This window comes from Cobetia sp. 5-25-4-2 (assembly GCF_013374075.1).
Taxonomy (GTDB): domain Bacteria; phylum Pseudomonadota; class Gammaproteobacteria; order Pseudomonadales; family Halomonadaceae; genus Cobetia; species Cobetia marina.
Genome location: NZ_BLWK01000001.1, coordinates 751,874 through 770,889, shown reverse-complemented (window position 1 = coordinate 770,889; position 19,016 = coordinate 751,874). Strand labels below are relative to the sequence as shown.

The 19,016-nt window shown below is 60.2% G+C and carries 12 protein-coding genes; 5 read left to right on the top strand and 7 right to left on the bottom strand.

Going from position 1 to position 19,016, the window contains the following annotated elements; genetic code table 11:
• Nucleotides 1-290: 290 nt before the first annotated feature.
• From HXS65_RS03365 to HXS65_RS03350, 4 genes are all read left to right on the top strand, one after another.
• Nucleotides 291-1,289, top strand: coding sequence for a helix-turn-helix domain-containing protein (locus tag HXS65_RS03365; protein WP_176493084.1), 999 nt, complete (start codon nucleotides 291-293; stop codon nucleotides 1,287-1,289).
• 157 nt (nucleotides 1,290-1,446) lie between these two features.
• A complete protein-coding gene (locus HXS65_RS03360) occupies nucleotides 1,447-2,205 on the top strand; it encodes a Crp/Fnr family transcriptional regulator (RefSeq protein WP_141391901.1) in 759 nt (252 codons plus the stop codon).
• 180 nt (nucleotides 2,206-2,385) lie between these two features.
• On the top strand, nucleotides 2,386-10,974 hold the full coding sequence (locus tag HXS65_RS03355) for a GH36-type glycosyl hydrolase domain-containing protein (protein WP_176493083.1): 8,589 nt from the start codon (nucleotides 2,386-2,388) through the stop codon (nucleotides 10,972-10,974).
• Between the two features lie 45 nt (nucleotides 10,975-11,019).
• The gene (locus HXS65_RS03350; protein ID WP_084208949.1) at nucleotides 11,020-11,379 is read left to right on the top strand and encodes a hypothetical protein; all 360 of its coding nucleotides are present in this window, start codon (nucleotides 11,020-11,022) and stop codon (nucleotides 11,377-11,379) included.
• Nucleotides 11,380-11,717: 338 nt separating this feature from the next.
• On the opposite strand, the gene HXS65_RS03345 is transcribed toward HXS65_RS03350, so the two are convergent.
• From HXS65_RS03345 to HXS65_RS03330, 4 genes are all read right to left on the bottom strand, one after another.
• Nucleotides 11,718-12,455 carry a nuclease-related domain-containing protein gene (locus HXS65_RS03345; RefSeq protein WP_176493082.1) on the bottom strand — a complete coding sequence of 246 codons (738 nt, stop codon included), beginning with the start codon at nucleotides 12,453-12,455 and terminating at the stop codon, nucleotides 11,718-11,720.
• Nucleotides 12,456-12,743: 288 nt separating this feature from the next.
• Nucleotides 12,744-13,085 (bottom strand): DUF427 domain-containing protein, encoded by a 342-nt coding sequence (locus HXS65_RS03340; RefSeq protein ID WP_176493081.1) that lies wholly within the window; start codon nucleotides 13,083-13,085, stop codon nucleotides 12,744-12,746.
• Between the two features lie 91 nt (nucleotides 13,086-13,176).
• Nucleotides 13,177-14,496 carry an ergothioneine biosynthesis protein EgtB gene (egtB, locus tag HXS65_RS03335; RefSeq protein WP_176493080.1) on the bottom strand — a complete coding sequence of 440 codons (1,320 nt, stop codon included), beginning with the start codon at nucleotides 14,494-14,496 and terminating at the stop codon, nucleotides 13,177-13,179.
• A gap of 144 nt (nucleotides 14,497-14,640) precedes the next feature.
• On the bottom strand, nucleotides 14,641-15,636 hold the full coding sequence (locus HXS65_RS03330; protein WP_176493079.1) for an ion transporter: 996 nt from the start codon (nucleotides 15,634-15,636) through the stop codon (nucleotides 14,641-14,643).
• A 697-nt stretch (nucleotides 15,637-16,333) separates the two neighbouring features.
• On the opposite strand from HXS65_RS03330, the gene HXS65_RS03325 reads away from it, so the two are divergent.
• A complete protein-coding gene (locus HXS65_RS03325; protein ID WP_176493078.1) occupies nucleotides 16,334-16,582 on the top strand; it encodes a hypothetical protein in 249 nt (82 codons plus the stop codon).
• A 554-nt stretch (nucleotides 16,583-17,136) separates the two neighbouring features.
• Here the strand turns inward: HXS65_RS03325 and HXS65_RS03320 are convergent.
• The 3 genes from HXS65_RS03320 to HXS65_RS03310 form a co-directional block, all read right to left on the bottom strand.
• A complete protein-coding gene (locus HXS65_RS03320; protein WP_176493077.1) occupies nucleotides 17,137-17,445 on the bottom strand; it encodes a hypothetical protein in 309 nt (102 codons plus the stop codon).
• A 349-nt stretch (nucleotides 17,446-17,794) separates the two neighbouring features.
• Nucleotides 17,795-18,562, bottom strand: coding sequence for a LamB/YcsF family protein (locus HXS65_RS03315; RefSeq protein WP_176493076.1), 768 nt, complete (start codon nucleotides 18,560-18,562; stop codon nucleotides 17,795-17,797).
• Nucleotides 18,563-18,605: 43 nt separating this feature from the next.
• Nucleotides 18,606-18,938 carry a biotin/lipoyl-containing protein gene (locus HXS65_RS03310; RefSeq protein ID WP_255304425.1) on the bottom strand — a complete coding sequence of 111 codons (333 nt, stop codon included), beginning with the start codon at nucleotides 18,936-18,938 and terminating at the stop codon, nucleotides 18,606-18,608.
• Between the last annotated feature and the right edge of the window lie 78 nt (nucleotides 18,939-19,016).

Here is a 19,016-nt window from a genome sequence, read left to right as displayed (position 1 = left end):
TGCCATTTTTCCAGGCAAGTGACCAACTCGTGTCTTGTTTGATTTATCAGAGTTTCCGTATACATCTCACCACCTCGCTGACATGGGAAGACCGGGGATCTTGCGGTCTCGGTGTCACACTTCGTCTGCGGTCAGAAGCCAATGGCCAATCTCATGACCCACGATCTGGCTCACGGCATGACTCTGTGCGCGAAAGTTGCATGACTCAGACTAACGACAGCGCGAGGTGATGCGTTATCAGCATCCGGCAAAGCTGAAAATACCAACAAGAACAATGAGTTGATTGATAAATGCACGAAGATGTATCACGAACGGACGACAGTGATGCCACCTGGCAGCACGGGATTTTCGAGCATGCACCAGGCAAGTGCACACGGGAGGCATGGGACGTCAATGAACAGGCGCATAACCTGACCGACTGGTCGCAACACTACGATCAGTACGGTCAGGGCGCCTTCTACGGACGTATCGATGAACTCCATCTGCCGGGAATGCAGGTATTCAAGGAATACACCAGCCAGGCATTGGACCAGCAATGTCATGTCTGGCCGGATTCGCTGTGGATCGGTATTCCGGCTGAACGCCAGCCCTGCCGGATCAATGGCTACGCGCTTGAGGCAGGCGATATCATGTGTCAGCCGGGCGGGCATGATTTCGCGCTGACCACGCCGGACACTTTCGCGATCCACTGTCTCGTGCTGCGGCGTGACTGGCTGCTCACGGTGGTGGGGGAATCGGCGCTGACACTGCTGGAGAGTGACCCGCAACACACGATGCGCCTCGGGGTATCGCAGAAGACTCGCCGAGCGGTCACCTTCCTGATGGAAAGACTGCTCAAGCGGCAGCGTCAGGGGTTCGAAGTTCAGGTGCATCAGGGCATCCTGTCACTGGCCGTGACCGCCATTCTCGAGGAATGGACACCTCTCACCGACCGCTATCCCAGCTACCACCACCGACGACAGGTGGTAGAGCGGGTGCGAGAGCATGTGAACGGCGCAGTGCCTGCCCCGATCAGCATCGACATGCTCTGCGGCATCGCTCATGTCAGCCAGCGAACGCTGCACAACAGTTTCACCAGCATTCTCGGTATCAGCCCGATGCAGTTCATCCGCCTGAATCGCCTCAACCAGGTGCGGCGACGGCTGTGTGAACCTCAGGCAACGAGTACGATAGGACAGATCGCCAGCGACTGGGGCTTCTATCATCTGGGCCAGTTCGCGCAGGACTATCGCCGCCTGTTTGGCGAGAGCCCCTCGCACACCCTGTCGCGCCATCGACGCAAGAGGTAGGCAGCAACGGGCGATCGCAGCAGAAGACAGCAGCACAAGGTAGCCGAAGAAGGAGGCTGCAAAAGGTGACAGACGCGGGTGGCACAGGGAGACGTGCCCTGCCCATCCCCCAACACCTGCCCACATCAGGGACAGGTTTCCTCGGGGAGGAAAATGCATGACGGATCAGTTGTCGCATGAACAGAATCATCTGCTAGCGGGATTGTCCGCCGAGACGACCCAACGCCTGGCAGCGCATCTGGAGCCGATCCATCTGTCGCTTGGCCAGGTGCTGTATACCGCGGGGAGTGCCTTGAGCCACGTGTACTTCCCGATTGATGCCATCGTGTCACTGCTTTACGTGACCGAGAATGGCGCATCCGCCGAGATCGCGGTCGTCGGCAACGAAGGCCTGGTGGGAATTGCGGTGTTCATGGGCGGCGAAAGCACTACCAGCCGTGCCATCGTGCAAAGCGCAGGCAAGGCGCTGCGACTGCCGGTGCATCACCTGAAGGCGGAATTCAACCGGCATGGAGAAATGCTTCACCTCCTGCTGCGCTACACGCAATCCCTCATCACCCAGATGTCCCAGACAGCCGTCTGCAACCGACACCATTCGATCGATCAACAGCTATGTCGCTGGTTATTGCTGTCGCTGGACCGTCTGCCAGGCGATCAGCTGGACATGACGCAGGAATTGATCGCCAACATGCTCGGGGTGCGCCGTGAGGGGGTCACGGAAGCCGCAGGAAAACTGCACAGGCAAGGTGTCATCGAATACCACCGAGGGCATATCACGGTACTCGACCGCCCCAGGCTGGAGCAGCTCTGCTGCGAGTGCTACGCGGTGGTAAAGAAGGAAAGTGATCGCCTGATGCCCTATTCCATGACACTGCCGATGACAGACTCTTCAGGAGACGACACCCCTTCCCTGTGAGCACTGCGCTCTCATGCGACGGCTGGCCGAGTCCGAGACCGGAGCCGGGACCGAGACCGGATCCGGGACCGGGGTTGTGTGCGCTAGCGAACCGACGAAAGCACAAGGCTATCGCATACTGTCTGGTGATGGATTTCCGCGCGCCCTACCGGGACTCGCGCATCGACCAGGACAGCGCTCGTGACCCTTTTTTCAGGCAGGATATTCCGCGCTTATCCCCCGACATCCCCCTGGCATGACACTGCTCCGGTGCGAGGCGAGCTGTTCAGCATCGAGCGTCTCGAACAGCACGCCTCAAGCCTTGCGCTGGCACAGAACGTGACGGAAACCCCCTCTCGCGTCCTGCCACTGTCGAGACGCCTTGAAGACAACGCCAAGGTACTGTTGAAAGCGTATCGCGCCAGTGCAAAGGAAGTCGCGGAAGACCGCGATATCGTCCCTGCCGCCACCTGGCTACTCGACAATTATCATCTGATCGAGGCGCAGGTACGTGAGATCCGCGATGACCTGCCACCCGGTTACTATCGCCAGCTGCCCAAGCTGGCCGAGGGCCCTTTCACGGGATACCCCCGTGTCTTCGGGATTGCCTGGGCCTTTGTGGTCCACACTGACAGCCATCTCGACCTCGACACGCTTCATGGCTTCATCCAGGCCTACCAGCGTGTTCAACCCCTGACGATCGGTGAGCTATGGGCGGTGGCCATCACGCTGCGCATCGTGCTGATCGAGAACCTTCGCCGGCTTGCCGAGCAGATCGTCAATGAACAGACGGCACGCAATGACGCCGACACTCTGGCAAGTCAGTGGTTGATTCCCGAAAGCCAGCATCACACCCTGGACCCCACCACCCTGCCTCAGGGCAAGACACCGCTGACGGCACCTTTCGTCGCCCAGCTGGCCAAGCGCTTGCGCGGTATCGATACGCGCACTCATCCCATGATGAGCTGGCTGGAGCGTCGAGTCCGTCTGCAGGGCTCCTCCATCGATGAGTTGGTACAACGGGCTCAGCAGCGTCAGGGCGCCGCCAACGTCACCGTCCGCAATATCATTACCAGCATGCACTTCGTCTCGAGCATTGACTGGGCCGATGTCTTTGAAAGCCTCAGCCTGGTCAATGCTCGCCTCATGGACGCTCCGCGTTTCTCCACGCTCGACTTCCCGACCCGCAACAGCTATCGAAGTGCCATCGAGCAATTGGCACGTGGCTCTGAGCACAGTGAACTTCACATCACGCAATGCGCGCTGGTGGCGGCTCGCGAGGCGGCAAGTGCCACCGAGGATGCCAATGAGTCAGCGCGACGAGGTGACCCGGGGTATGTGCTGATCGCGGCGGGACGCAAGGCATTTGAAGACACCCTCGGATATCAACGTACAGGGCGCCAACACCTTCGCCACTGGTGCATCGCAGGAGGCATCAGTGGCTATGTCGGCCTGATCGTCCTGACCACCGCGGCGCTGCTGTGGATGGCCTTGCAGGGCATCGCGTCACTGTCCTCGGAGGCATTCAGCGCTGGATGGATGTGGCTGCTCGGCCTGCTGGGGCTGCTGCCTGCCACTGAGCTTGCGACCTTGCTGGTCAGTCGTCTCATCATCTTCTGTGTCGGACCGCAGCCATTGCCCAGTCTCGACCTGTCCGAGGGCGTACCACCTGACTTGCGCACCCTGATCGCCGTGCCGACCCTGCTGACCCGCGAGGCTGATCTCCAGGAGCAGATAGAGCGCCTGGAAGTGCACTATCTGGCCAGCGGTGGAGGCTCAATCTTCTATGCCCTGTTGACCGATGGCGTGGATGCGGCGCATGACGTCATGCCAGAAGACACTCGACTGCTATCGTTCGCCAACGCAGCCATTGCGGACCTGAATCTGCGCCATGGCGACAATGAGGGATTTCCCCGCTTCCTCGTCTTGCATCGTCGCCGAGTCTTCAATGACAGCGAACACTGCTGGATGGGGTGGGAGCGCAAGCGCGGCAAGCTACATGAGCTCAATCGCCTGCTGCGCGGTGCAGACGACACCACCTTCCTGCCCACTGAACGCATACCGGCCGGGGTACGCTATGTGATCACGCTGGATGCGGACACTCGCCTCCCTCGCGGGGCCGCAAGCAAGCTGATCGCCAAGATGGCGCATCCCTTGAATCATCCCCGGTTCGACAAGCACCGCCAATGCATCGTGGAGGGGTATGGCATCCTTCAGCCCCGTGTCACGCCGTCCCTGCCGATGGGCAGGCAGGGCTCCCTCTTCCAGCGCCTGTTCTCGGCACCCGGCGGGGTAGACCCTTATGCGGCCGCCACCTCGGATCTTTATCAGGATCTGTTGGGCGAGGGGTCCTTCGCCGGCAAGGGCATCTATCAGATCGATGCGTTCGAGGCAGCCCTCAAGGGGCGCGTCCCGGACAACCGCGTGCTCAGCCATGATCTGTTCGAAGGGGTCTTCGCGCGCGCCGGTCTTGCGTCAGACATCGAGGTCATCGAGGACTTCCCGTGCCGCTATGAGGTCTCGGCCAAGCGCACCCACCGCTGGACCCGTGGTGACTGGCAGCTGCTGCCATGGATCGTGTCACGCAAGATGCCATGGACCGGACGACTGAAGCTCATGGACAACCTGCGGCGCTCACTGCTGGCGCCGCTACTGCTGTCGTTTCTGGTCGTCAGTTGGGGATTGCCTCTCTCCGCCGCTCTGCTGGGCACGCTGTGTGTGATGATCGTGATTGCCGCCCCGCCGCTGATCCCTCTCGTGCTGTCGCTTGTGCCAATGCGCTCCGGCATCAATCTGCGGCACTATTTCCAGCAATGGGGCTATGACCTGACGCTTGCCGCCTCCCAGACGCTGCTGTGGATTGCCTTCCTGCCAGACCAGGCCTGGCGAATGCTGGATGCCATCGGGCGCACCTTGCTGCGCCTGACGATCACTCGCCGCCACCTTCTCGAGTGGACCACCGCAGCTCAGACTTCCGGGCAGCCGCGACTGTCACTGGGTGGCGCTTATCGCAGCATGGCGCCGGGGACATTGTTTGCGCTGTGCGCCGCTGCCGGTGTGCTCAGCCAGTCCCCACAGACCTGGCCGGTGGTGGTGATGTTCGCCGCCTTGTGGCTCGCCGCCCCGGCGATAGCGCAATGGGTCAGCGGCTCAAGAAGTCTTGCCCCGCAGGCCGCCTTGTCCTTTGAGGAAAACCGCGAGCTACGCTTGATCGCTCGCCGGACCTGGCGCTTCTTTGAAACCTTCGTCACCGCGCGCGACAACTGGCTTCCGCCGGACAATTTCCAGGAAACGCCTCAGCCCGTCATCGCGCACCGCACCTCGCCTACCAACATGGGCCTGTATCTCATCTCCATTCTGGCCGCCCGGGATTTCGGCTGGCTGGGGGCCAACAAGAGTGCGGAACGTCTGGACACCTCGTTGAAGGTGATGCAGTCGCTGGCAAAGCATCGCGGACATCTCTTCAACTGGTATGACACTCGAGATCTCAGGCCGCTGGACCCGAAATATGTCTCATCGGTCGATAGCGGCAATCTGGCCGGACATCTGCTGGTCGTCGCCAATGCCTGCGACGTCTGGGCGAAGACCTTGCCATCGGAGAATCTTCACCAGGGCATCATGGACCACTTGAGTCTGGTACATGAATGCCTCGCACAGGCCCCCTCGGCCCATGCTCAGCAGATGACGCGCCTGCGCCCCGGCATCGCCGCGATGGAAGCCCACTTGCAGGCGACCTCCTCCGAAGGATTCATGGAACAGCTGCCCGCCTTGCATCCTCTTGCGGATCACGCCACCCACCTGGCTCATGAGGTGCTGCGACACGTCCACGCCCCCTGGGCCGAGGACCTGCTGTACTGGATCGGTGCCATGCGCACCTCGATTGCCGAACATTGCCATGATGCAAGAATGATCCACCACCCCGACCCTCGTGAACGCCTGATGGCACGTTTCCACGAGATTGCCTCCACTGCCAGACACATGGCGCTGGAGATGGATTTCACGTTCCTGCTCGCACCGGAACGTCAGTTGCTGTCAATCGGATACTCGGTAGAGGGCAACATCCTCGACAGCAGCTGCTATGACCTGCTCGCGTCTGAAGCCCGCCTCGCCAGTCTGTTCGTGATCGCCAAGGGGGATGCCCCGACACGTCACTGGTTCCGCCTCGGGCGCACGGCCACTCCGCTGGAAAATGGCTCGGCGCTGATCTCCTGGTCGGGTTCGATGTTCGAATATCTGATGCCGTCGCTGGTGATGCGCGCGCCGGCAGGCAGCCTTCTGGAACAGAGCAACCGTCTGGCCGTCGCCAGACAGGTCGCCTATGCCAGCGCATTGAAGGTGCCATGGGGGATTTCCGAATCGGCGTACAACGTACGCGATGGCCACTTCACCTATCAGTACACCAACTTCGGCGTCCCGGGCCTGGGGCTGAAACGGGGTCTGTCCGCCAATCTGGTCATCGCGCCCTATGCCACTGCCCTCGCCACGATGGTGGACGCTGTCGGGGCATACCGGAACTTCCTGTCGCTGCAGGAAATGGGCGCCCAGGGACGACACGGGTTCTATGAGGCGCTCGATTTCACTCTCACCCACGTCTCCGCAGGCGAGCGCTTCGCGATCATTCGCAGTTACATGGCCCACCATCAAGGCATGACGATCGTCGCCATTGCCAACGCGCTTCACGACGGGAACATGCGCGAACGCTTCCATCGAGAACCGATCATCCAGGCCTGCGAATTGCTGCTGCAGGAGCGTGTCCCGCGCGACATGTCGATCACCCACCCTCGCGCCGAGGAGGTCGCGTCGGCCCCGAACGAGACGCTCGGTGAAAGCCGTGCCATCCGCCATGTCACACAGCGTCTGGTGGGCGCGCATCTCACCCATCTCCTCTCCAATGGGCGCTATTGCATCATGCTGACGGCCAGTGGAGCGGGCTATAGCCGCTGGCAGCATATCGCCATCAGTCGCTGGCTGGAGGATGCCACCTGCGATCATCTGGGCAGTTTCGTCTTCCTGCGCGACCGCAAGACGAAAGCCCTCTGGACGGCCAGTGACTCCCTGCCGAGCGAGACAAATGAGGAGGCGCTCGCCCCGGCAGATCACGAAGCCACCTTTGCCGAGGATTACGTTCGCTATACCCATCGCCAGGACAACCTGACCACGCATCTGGATATCCTCGTCTCTGGCGAGGACGACAGCGAAGTCCGGCGCATCTCACTCATCAACAGCGGGCGAACGGCCCGCGAGATTGACGTGACCTCCTATGCGGAGCTGGTCCTGACGGCGCCCGCGACCGAGAACGCCCATCCGGCGTTTGCCAAGTTGTTCGTGGTCACCGAGTACCTGGAAGAATACGCGGCGCTGGTCGCGACACGTCGCCGTCGCAGTCCGGATGATGATGAAATCTGGGCAGCGCACTTCGCGGTCGTGGAAGGCGAGACCCTCAGCGACCTCCAGTACGAGACGGACCGGGCGCATTTCATCGGCAGGGGTCGCACGGTACGCACAGCGACCGCTCTGCAGGCCGAGCACCCCCTGACCAACACCACGGGCACCGTGCTGGACCCGGTATTCTCCCTGCGACATTGTCTGAAGGTCCCGCCGGGCAAGATCACCCGGATCGCGTTCTGGACGGTGGTCGCGGACACCCGTGAGGCCTTGCTGGATCTCGTCGACAAGCACCATGACCGCAGTGCCTACGAACGAGCCAAGACACTGGCCTGGACCCAGGCTCAGGTTCAGCTCCATCACCTGGGCATCTCGCCGGAAGAAGCGACGGACTTCCAGCGCCTGACCGCGCCGATCCTGTATGCCGACGCGCGCTTCAGGGCCTCACGAGACACCATGGCCCGCGGAGCAGGGCCACAATCCGCACTCTGGCCATTGGCCATTTCCGGAGACCTGCCAATCGTGCTGGTGCGCATCGATGCCATCGACGACATGGCACAGGTGCGTCAGCTGCTGCGCGCTCATGAGTACTGGCGAATGAAGCGTCTCGGGGTCGATCTGGTGATCGTCAATGAGCGTGCCTCTTCCTACGTCCAGGATCTCCAGCAAGCGATCGAGGCGGCCGTCAACAGTAGCCAGACACGCCCGCGCATCCATGAAGGGCACGATCAAGGCTCCGTCATCGTCCTGCGTGCGGACCTGATGAACCTTGCCTCCCGCCTGTTGCTGCAGTCCGTGGCCAGAGTGATGCTGCTGGCTCAGCGTGGGCCGCTCGCCGATCAACTGGCCTTGATACCGCCGATACAGCTCCCCGCACCCGTCCCGGCATCCCCCGAGGTGGCCACGCCTCCCACCGCGCAGCACACCGCCACCCGACAGGACGAGTCCGCAGCGCTTGAGTACTTCAATGGCCTGGGCGGCTTCGACAAGCACGGCAAGGAATACGTGACGATTCTGGAGCAGGGATGCACCACACCCGCTCCGTGGCTCAACGTCATCGCCAATGAAGGCTTCGGTTTTCAGGTATCGGCAGAAGGGGCGGGCTACACATGGGCGGACAACAGCCGCGAGAACCCCCTCACGCCCTGGTCCAATGACCCCGTGATGAATCCTTGCGGTGATGCTATCTATCTACGCGATGAAGACAGCCTGGCGGTGTGGACGGCAACGGCCTCGCCGATCAACGACAACGGACGTTACGTCGCGCGCCACGGATTTGGTTATAGCCGTTTCGAACACGAAGCACAGGGTATTGCCGTGGACCTGATACATTTCGTCCCGCTGAACGACCCCCTCCGCATCTCGCGCATGACCCTGGAGAATCGCTCTGATCGGTCGCGCAGACTCTCTGTCACCGCCTATGCCGAATGGGCACTGGGACTCGCCCGCGGCACATCCGCTCCCTTCGTCGTCTCGTGCAAGGATGATGACACTGGCGCACTGCTGACCAGCAATCCCTGGAGCATGAACTTTGCCGGGCGCATCGCCTTCGCTGATCTCTGTGGCCTGCAGACGTCATTCACGACAGACCGCTGCGAGTTCCTGGGGCATGGGGGGCACCACGCCGCTCCCGCCGCTCTCACCGGGAACACTCCCCTGTCCGGTGCCATCGGGGCTGGCTGGGATCCCTGTGCGGCACTCCAGTGCCTGATCGAACTGGCCCCCGGAGAAAGTGTCGAGATCGTCTCGTTGCTGGGGCAGAGTCATTCACGTGAAGACGCCAGGCACCTCATACATCAGTACCGACAGGCTGATCTTGATGCCGAGCTCGCCGCCGTCACCGCGTATTGGCAGGATCGACTGGAAGCCGTGCAGGTCTCCACCCCGGATCGCGCCATGGACATCATGCTCAACGGCTGGTTGCTCTATCAGACCCTGGCCTGCCGGATCATGGCTCGCTCTGCCTTCTATCAGGCCAGTGGCGCCTATGGGTTCCGTGATCAGCTGCAGGATGGCATGGCGCTGTCCTTCGCCAGTCCAGACACCACACGCCATCACCTGCTGCGGGCCGCATCACGCCAGTTCGTGCAGGGCGATGTGCAGCACTGGTGGTTGCCGCATTCAGGCCAGGGCGTCCGCACCCGCATATCCGACGACCGCGTATGGCTGGCGCATGCCTGCGCCCAGTATGTCCTGACATCAGGGGATATCGAGGTGCTGGATGAGTCCGTCAATTTCCTGGAAGGCCCCCTGCTGGGCAGTGATGAACACGACGCCTTCTTCCAGCCCATGATCGCGGATACGGCGGCGACGCTGTATGAACACTGTGCGCGTGGCCTTGATCAATGCCTGACACTGACGGGGGAGCACGGCCTGCCATTGATCGGCGGCGGGGACTGGAACGATGGCATGAATCGAGTGGGAGAAGCCGGCAAGGGAGAAAGCGTCTGGTTGGGATGGTTGCTGATTCGCACCCTGGACCTCTTCGCCCCTCATGCGGAACGCCGTGAGGGGGAAGCGAGTCGAGCGGCACGCTGGCGTGCCCATGCCATCTCGGTGCGTGAGGCCATCGAACAGCATGCCTGGGACGGAGCATGGTACCGGCGCGCGACCTACGACGACGGAAGCTGGCTTGGCACTCGGGAGAGTGAGGAGTGTCGTATCGACTCGATAGCCCAGTCCTGGGCAGTCCTGTCCGGAGCCGCTGACCCACGCCATGCCCTGCAGGCCATGCAATCGCTGGATGAGGAGCTGATTCGCCACGACCCCGGGTTGGCACTGCTGTTCTGGCCGCCCTTCGATCATCCCGAGCGAGATCCGGGATACATCAGCGGATACCCCCCTGGACTGCGGGAAAACGGCAGCCAGTACAGCCACGCCTCGATGTGGGCCATTTTGGCCTACGCACAGCTGGGACAGGGCGACAACGCCGTTCGGTTGTTCTCGCTGCTCAACCCCATCAATCATGCGCTGTCTCGACAGGACACGGCACGCTACAAGGTAGAACCCTACGTCGTGGCTGCCGATGTGTATTCCATCGCCCCCCATGAGGGTCGTGGCGGCTGGACCTGGTATACGGGATCCGCTGGCTGGATGTATCGGGCGGGACTGGAAGGCATCCTGGGCATCCGTCGCGAAGGGGACGTGCTGATCATTGCCCCGAACCTGCCTGCCAGCTGGCCGGGATTCACGGCCACCATCAGCATGCTATCGACTCACTACACCGTGGAAATCAAGCACTCCACCCTGGAAGACCTCACCCTGACAGAGGCACACCTCAATGGGGACACCACCCTGTGTGAAGCAGGCGAAGTCCACTTGCCTCTGGATGGCGGACATCACCACCTGAAGCTGATGATACCGGCCCGCCCTTCCCCCGACATGCTAAAGGAACCAGTGTCATGAGCCTTCATCACCTCGAATCGATGCACATCTCCCGGGAGGGACACCATGAAGTACTTTCTTGATTTCCTGTTATCGGGCGGCACTGTCTATCAGAACCTCATGAAGTATGTTCCCGAAGGCAGCCCCCCCTACTCACACTGGTTCCCCATCGCGAGCACGCAGGATATCCCTCACGATGGCGCGACCCTTCGACTGCCCATCTCGCTTCTGCTTGAGGGAGAACTCAAGCAAGTCATCATTGAAGGTGCCATGAAGAAAAGCATAAGGAGTTACGTCGATGCCGAAAGTGGGGTCTGCGAAGTGAGCTGCCACGTCAGCGTCGACCGATTGCTGCACAAGGATGGCCGTGAAATCGCCGCACTCTCGAAAGACTTCGGCACCATTCCCCTGTCAGCGACAAGCTGAGCCTCACCTTGTGTGCGGGCGCAAGCCGGCCCTCTCGAAATCTGCTTGAGCGGGATGACGCCCAGCATCCACTGGATCGCGCCGTGACACGGTATCCGTCACGGATCATGACAGGCGTCTTCCGCCTGGCGACTTCCCCCTGATGGGTGATGTACGGTTCACGGTGTGCTGACCGGCATGCTCCAGGAGGGACGCGACAAGGAAGTGAAGGAGCTGTCAGCGTTCAAGCGAGAATCAGCGCTCGGTCTAGCATTGATGTACGCCAGCAGCAGTCTATGGCGTGGCGGCCCCGTAGGCAGGTGACGGCATGCGGGGGCCACAATCATGCCATCCCGAGATCACAACGCCTGAGTGACACGACATTGAGGGAAGGTCGAGCAACCCAGAAACTGCTGGCCCTGCTTCGGGCCTGACTTGACCACGCGAACCACCATCGCACTGCCGCATTTCGGGCACTGACGTGTCGCCAGGGACTCATTGCGCTGCTTGAGATGCTTCACATGAGCGCGATGCGTGGCCAAGGTCGGTGCCAGGCGCCCCGTCAACAATGCCTCGTGCATGGCCTCGACCTGTGCCTCGCTGAAGACGGGCGTCGCGAAAGAGCGGATATACGACACGAAGCCAGTGCCACGCGTCACATTGGGCGGCATCTCGGTCTTCAGGATCGCGCTGCCCACGAAGATGATCACCGAATGCAGGTGCTCGGAAGGCACGCCGAGCGTCGCCTCCAGCGCCTTGAGGTGCTTGTAGTTCTGGCGCAACGGGTTCTGGAAACTGAAGGAACGGCGATGAAGCTTCTGTGTCCAGCGCGCCTGCTTCTCGCTGCCGAAGATCCACCCTTTCATGTGCTTGGTTTCCAGCACGAAGCACCCATACGGCGAGAGCAGGACGTGATCGATCTGAGTGGTGCCGTCCGGCGTCTTGAGGGTGACATTGTGCACGGCACGATAGCCCTGCTTGCCGAGTCGGCGCGCCATCCAGCGCACTCGCCACTCGCCGATGCGGCCTTTCATGCGGGGGGACTTGAGGTAACGACTGATGCAGGAGGCCAGCACGAGGCATAGCAGTACACTCATCACTGGCGCAATGTTCGAAGGGACAACCACCGTCTTGACTCCTGGTGCAGCCTGTACGGAAAGGAATCAAGCGAGGTGATTCGTCCAACCGGAGTACTGAGTCTGGATAAGGGAAAGGTAAGGCTACACCGCACCCGATGGCTGAGCGCGGTGCAGCAAACTGCAGGATTCTAACTATCTGACAAACGCCAAGCCACTGTTCTCTATCGGTTTATCTCTGAAGCAGAGCACGGTGGGACCTTATGCGCCGACAAGAGAATCACGTTGGCCGCGAGTCATTCACCTGAATCACTCCATCTCCAACGTGACCTTGTCGCCATCAAACGCCAGCCGCCCGGCGATCGCCTGCATCTCCTCGATGGGGTGATCGTAGCTCCAGGCGATGTCGGAAAGATCCGGCAGCGAGTAATAGGTACTGTCGCCCTTGAAGGGGCAATGGGTGACGGTGTGAGAGACCGAGAGCTTCGCCATCGCCACATCGTCGCGCGGCAGGTAGCGCCTCGGCGGATAGCCCTTCTCGCGCAATTCCAGCGCGTCGCCAGTGTCGGCGATCACTGTCTCACCGACCAGGATTCGCACCCGCGAGGATAGCGGGTGCAAGGTAATACGCGGTTCGGGATTGTCGGCCATGAACACTCCTTTACGGGTTGGAAGATAGAAGCGGCAGATGAAAGCAGCAGATGAAGGTGCTCGGAGGCGCGTCATGCAGGGCGTCAGCCCATCATGCCCCACTGTCCCTGGCGAGCCGGAAGCCGGAGAATGCCCAGCGCGCCTCGGGCGGGAAGAAGTTGCGATAGGTCGCGCGGATGTGGTCTGCCGGCGTGGCACAACAGCCTCCGCGCAACACCATCTGACCGGACATGAACTTGCCGTTGTATTCGCCCAGGCTGCCCGGCAGCTTGCGAAAGCCCGGATACGGACGATAGGCGCTACCCGTCCACTCCCAAACATCGCCGAACATCTGACTCGGTGTGCCTTCGGCTTTCGCGGCTGCGATTGGCTGCAGATGATCCTGATCGACGAAGTTACCCGAGAGAGGGACATCCTGGGCCACCGTTTCCCACTCGGCCTCGGTGGGCAGGCGCGCACCCGCCCACTGCGCATAGGCATCGGCCTCGAAGAAGCTGACGTGGCAGACCGGCGCGCTCAGATCCACCGGCACCAGGCCGCCGAGGGTGTAGTGATGCCAGACGCCGTCACGCTCAACCCAGTAAAGCGGCGCCTGCCAGCCTTCCGCCTTGACCGTCGCCCAGCCATCCGCCAGCCAGTGCTCGGGAGTGGCGTATCCACCGTCCTGCATGAAGGCAAGAAACTCGCCGTTGGTCACCGGACGGTCAGCGATCTCGAATGCCTCGACGAACTGACGGTGGCGGCCCATCTCGTTGTCGTAGGCGAAGCCGCCTCTAGAGGCATCATGGCCGATCTCGCGAATCCCGGCAGGATAGGCAATCCACCCCAACGGCGGCACCTCCTGCTCCGGTGTCGGTGCCAAGCCAGGCGCCAGATCATCCCGATAGGCCGGGCACAGCGGGTTCTGCGCCAGGATGTGCTTGATGTCCATCAACAGCAGCTCCTGATGCTGCTGCTCATGCGGCAGACCCAGCTCCAGACGGCGCAGAATCTCCGGCAGATGTTCCTCAGGCGGATTCTCCAGCAAGGCCTGCATGGCCTGATCGACGTGTGCGCGATAGCAATAGACATCGTCGACGGTCGGGCGCGAGATTGCGCCACGCTCGGCGCGCGGGAACGGCACGCCATGGGTCTCGTAGTAGGAGTTGAAGAGGTGATCGTAGGCGGGATCGAGCGTCTGATAGCCGGGCTGGAACGGCTTCAGGATGAAGGCCTCGAAGAACCAGCTGACATGGGCGATGTGCCATTTGGGCGGGCTGACATCCGCCATGCTCTGCACCATGTAGTCTTCCTTGTGCAGCGGCGCACAGATCGCTTCGGTGGCAGCTCGCACTCGCTGGTAGGTACGTAGCCACGTCTTCGCCTGCTCGAGGTCGTGAGTGTCGCTTGAGGGTTGCGGTGCATATGACATCGAGACGTCCTTTTGGGTGTTACAGATCCATTGCCGAGATACTGATGTCGGGAGGTCGTGACCGACTTTCAAGGGGCTGCCCTGTGCAGAGAGTTGCCCTGCCCGCTGGCCAGTCGCGACATGACCCTGCAGGCACACCTGTCTTCACTCGTATTTCTTCTGCCAACTCTTCACGGCGATGCGCTCCTTGAGCAGCTCCAGCATGTCGATCAGCACCTGCTCGGTGATCTGCTCAGTTCTCGGGTCAGTGCGCGCCCAGGCATCGAAACCACTCTCTGCCAGATGCCCCACCAGCGCCGAGAACTCCTTGGAGCGCAGGCCCGCCAAGGCTTCATCGACAAGGTGACAGGCCAGATCCGACAGCGAGCTTTCCAGCCCTTTCGTCAGCTGGGTGCCCATGGGCAGGCGCGAGACACGCTGGAGCTCCGGGCTCTCCGCCAGGGTGCGACTGACCAGCCCCCTCACATAGCGCAGGGTATCGTCGCGGTTCTGGGTATAGATATCCCCTGCCATGGTCTCGAGTCGTAGGCTGATCTCCTGGATCAAGGCCTGCTTGCGAGGCTCCACGACACGCTCGATCACAGAGGACGAGAGGTCATCGCTGTCGCGCAACTGCTGCTGCACGTTATCGAGCATGCGCAGGGAGATACGGTCCGTCAGCTCCTCCAGCAATATATCGAGATACTTGGCTGCCACTCCGTAGAGGTACCAGCGGCGAACATCAATCAAACCGAGGCGTTGCAGACGGAACAATAACGAGACCACACGCAGCACACGCAACAGGCGGAAACCGCTCAGCGGGATACACCCCAGCACGTCATACCAGTGCACGAAGGGATAGAAGAACCAGCGGTGGTAGCGCCGCTCCGCGATGGCCACTGCCCACCCCGCTAGCACATCGAGCAGGAAGACGGCGACGAACGCCAGGTCGATGGAGAGGAAGTTGGCGTGGATGTTCTGCTCATAGGCCGCATGCAACCCGGGTGTTACGGCCTCGAAGGCCGTGTTCAGCGGGGGGATCAGGAAGAGGCTATCGAACAGCAGCAATGTCAGATTGGCGATCACGAGCACGATGATGAACAAATCCCACCACAGATGTATCCGCTCCCTGGCGGACGAGGGCGTGCGGGTGGCTGGCATGACAACTCCTTGGAGGTTCTCGTTCTGAGATGATGAGTACAGCGCCTGAAGTACTATGCCAAGTATTGCACTCGCGTCACTCAGCGTGACAGATCATGCCACTATCCACTTCCGATGGCTTCCCAGCACCAAACATTGTCAGACCCGCTTGGGGTTTAGGCGCTTTGCACGTTCATATACCGCTTTTCGCTTCGCCAAGCGTTTAGTATCCGTGCCACGATGCCGGTCGGCAGGCGTAACGAAGTTGATACCACTATGAAGGTAGTGTTCGTTGTAGGCGTGCTCGAACGGCGACTAGCGAGGTAAAGACCTCTTGGCCATACTGGACAGTAAAACAGCGCCTCTGAATAGGGATTATCGTTGCTTACGCATGGTCAGCTATGGGACATCAACATGTCCAGCTCTGCCAATCTCGCACGCAGGATGTAAGAGGTCATCGGGGTGCCTTTATCCGAGTACAGAACCGGCGGCGCTTGCCGGTAACTCTCACGCAGCAGCGCACGCCCAATCAGTTGTTTTAACAAGTATCCAGACTCGTAGTCATGCACTTCCTCGGCAATAATCTTGCACCTGTAGCTGTCCAGGATCAGGTACAGAGATACTAATGCTGCCCACGCACCGAAGAGGGGCAGTAGCTGATGTCCCAACTCCAACTATAATTGGGCCCCGAGGCAGTCGATATACTGAGAGCCATGCAATGAAAGCTCTTCATCCGACGCCAGAGCAGCACATCCAAGAGCTAGAGAAACAGCTGGAGTTCTCGCAGCAAAAAGCACAATTCTTCGAAGCAGTCGTCAATGTGCTGGAAAAGGATTACGGAATCTCGGTAAAAATCCGTCAGGCAGACCTTCGAGCAAGAGCAAGTAACAGGGCTCACCGTCAGCTAGGTGTACCGGTTTCTCGATATCAGCCGCCAAGCTTGGTACCGGGCATTGCGTACGTATAAAGTGTGGGCTTTGCGAGAGCGGCGCGTGGTCAGCTTCGTGTTTGGGATACGCTGCAGCCAACCGCGAATCGGCGTTCGCAAGCTGCATTATCTGCTACATGAACAACCTGCCCCGGCACTTCATCTGGGACGTGACCCTCTGTTTCAGTTATTGCGCGCTCAACGACTTCTGGTTACTCGACGTCGGGCTTACCACAAGACAACCTTGAGCCATCACCGTTTTATCGTCATCCCATCTGCTAAAAGCGAGCCCTGAACAAGTGATTGCAAGCCGTCCCCAATCAGGCATGAGTCGTCGATATCGTGTACATGCCAACTCGTACAGGGATGAGCTATGTGAGCCTGGTGACCGACGCCTACTCGCGTAGAATCGTCGGGCATCACGTTGATGAGCGACTACGCAGCAAAGAGGTTAGGCAGGCCTTTCGAAAAGCTCTGATACACGGATTGCCACAGGTATCCAGAATTGTCTCTTCTTCCGTCGGAGTGAGCTGATGAGGCTACACAACACGCACAGCGTATGGACGTTGATCCATAGCAACGCCGCCATTGATTTATCGCCAACGTTTTAAGGTGCGTTGACTCAGCCCCACCACCCCAGCGGCCTTATAGCGTGCCGCGCCACCAGCTACCGTCTCATCAAAGTGCATCAAGAGCCTTATGCGTTTGTTCAACGATGTAAGCCGCCCTCGTTGCTCGGTGCTTCGCCGTAAAAGGCTTCGAGCTTTTTCGACACCACCAGTAACAAAATCGTTTCTGCTAAAGCTTCGGTCCTTGCAACGAACATCGGCCTTGAGCTTCCTGGTTATACGGCGGCCATCGCGCTGCTGTTTCTGAGCAGCCTTATCTAGGTTCTCCTGCATGTCGGCATCCTGGAGGCAGGCCTCTTTCTAGCGTTGGACCTTTTCAGGATATAAGCCTCTTCCTCGGCAATACGTGCCAAGTTCGGTTTCTGATTAAGAGGTCGTTTCAATCACCACAGCTAGCTTGGCGTCAGCTGGCCAGCCATCCCGAACCTTACAGTTCCCTAGCAAAGGCACTCCTTGTCGGCGACATTTTTTCACCCAGCCATACAGGGTTGTATCCGATATGCATTCCTCAGCGGCTACCGACGCCACACTGTGGTTATAAAGCGAAAATAGCTTCCCACTCTAATGTGGATTTAGGCAAAATCGCCAACTAGACAACTAGTCTGACAAAGGGGAATATCCACTACTTCCCATTAAAATTAACAAGGGACCAACCAGCGGCTTCAAGCGCCGCGCGCACGCCGCAGGCCATCGCCACAGACTCGGGCGAGTCGCCATGGACACAGATCGTGTCGATCGGCGTCTCCAGGCGCTTGCCTGAGAGCGTAGTGATCGACTGGGTCTCGACCATTTCCACCGCGCGACGCGCCGCGATATTGACGTCGTGAATCACGGCACCCGACAATCGTCGTGGCTGAAGATAGCCGTCGTCGGCATAGGTGCGGTCGGCGAACACTTCCCGTGCGACCTGCAGGCCAGCCTCGACGGCCAGCGTTTCGGTCACAGTGAACGGCGGGATAACGAACACCAGCGCTGGATCAAAGGCGAGCACGGCATCGACGAGTGCCCGCGATAGTGTTTCATCCGTCGCCGACATGTTGCCCAACGCGCCATGTGCCTTGAAGTGCGTGATGCGGCTACCCTGATTCCGCGCGATCGCCGATAGCGCTCCAATCTGATAGAGCATCATCGCCTTGAGCTCGTCGTAGCCAATATCGAGAATCCGCCGCCGGCCGAAACCCGCCAAATCGTTGAAGCCGGGATGCGCCCCGACGCCGACCCCCCTTTCATGTGCCATGGCCACGGTCTCAGTCATGATAGCGGGATCCCCGGCATGGAAACCGCAGGCAATGTTGGCCGAGGTAATAATCTGCATCAGCCTAGCGTCGTCGCCCATTTTCCAACGGCCGAAGCCCTCCCCCATATCGGCATTGAGATCAATCGTTTTCATTTTCTGTCTCCTGAACCGTTGTGCATCATGTTTCTCGACCTAATCATGCTGGTGGTGAGGATTGCAGGTGGAGCAGCGGCGCGTCGAAATCGACGGTATCCCCCTCGTTAACGAGCAACACCGTAATCGTACCGTCACTGCTGGCATGGACAGGCAGCATCAGTGGCCCGACTTGGATCAGTGCAACAATGTCGTTGGCGCCGACCGCTTCGCCGAGCCTGGCCAGTGAACCTTCCATCAACGGGTGCGATAGCCGAACCCAGCCCACGCCGGGGCTCTTTACAACGTGTGGGCCGGCTTCGACGTGGGTAGCCGAATACAACGCCACAACACTAGGGGTAGTCGCAGTCCGCGGTAACGCGGAAGAGCACTGCATATAAGATCTGGAAGCGATCAAACTCACGCGATACCCCGGTGCCTGCCAATCGAGTATCGCCAACCCGCTTTTCCCGAA

Excerpts from the sequence above, each read along its gene's own strand:
- HXS65_RS03365 (WP_176493084.1), top strand. The coding sequence starts at position 291 with ATGCACGAAGATGTATCACGAACGGACGACAGTGATGCCACCTGGCAG.
- HXS65_RS03360 (WP_141391901.1), top strand. The coding sequence starts at position 1,447 with ATGACGGATCAGTTGTCGCATGAACAGAATCATCTGCTAGCGGGATTG.
- HXS65_RS03350 (WP_084208949.1), top strand. The coding sequence starts at position 11,020 with ATGAAGTACTTTCTTGATTTCCTGTTATCGGGCGGCACTGTCTATCAG.
- HXS65_RS03345 (WP_176493082.1), bottom strand. The coding sequence starts at position 12,455 with ATGAGTGTACTGCTATGCCTCGTGCTGGCCTCCTGCATCAGTCGTTAC.
- HXS65_RS03340 (WP_176493081.1), bottom strand. The coding sequence starts at position 13,085 with ATGGCCGACAATCCCGAACCGCGTATTACCTTGCACCCGCTATCCTCG.
- egtB (WP_176493080.1), bottom strand. The coding sequence starts at position 14,496 with ATGTCATATGCACCGCAACCCTCAAGCGACACTCACGACCTCGAGCAG.
- HXS65_RS03330 (WP_176493079.1), bottom strand. The coding sequence starts at position 15,636 with ATGCCAGCCACCCGCACGCCCTCGTCCGCCAGGGAGCGGATACATCTG.
- HXS65_RS03325 (WP_176493078.1), top strand. The coding sequence starts at position 16,334 with ATGAAAGCTCTTCATCCGACGCCAGAGCAGCACATCCAAGAGCTAGAG.
- HXS65_RS03320 (WP_176493077.1), bottom strand. The coding sequence starts at position 17,445 with ATGCAGGAGAACCTAGATAAGGCTGCTCAGAAACAGCAGCGCGATGGC.
- HXS65_RS03315 (WP_176493076.1), bottom strand. The coding sequence starts at position 18,562 with ATGAAAACGATTGATCTCAATGCCGATATGGGGGAGGGCTTCGGCCGT.
- HXS65_RS03310 (WP_255304425.1), bottom strand. The coding sequence starts at position 18,938 with ATGCAGTGCTCTTCCGCGTTACCGCGGACTGCGACTACCCCTAGTGTT.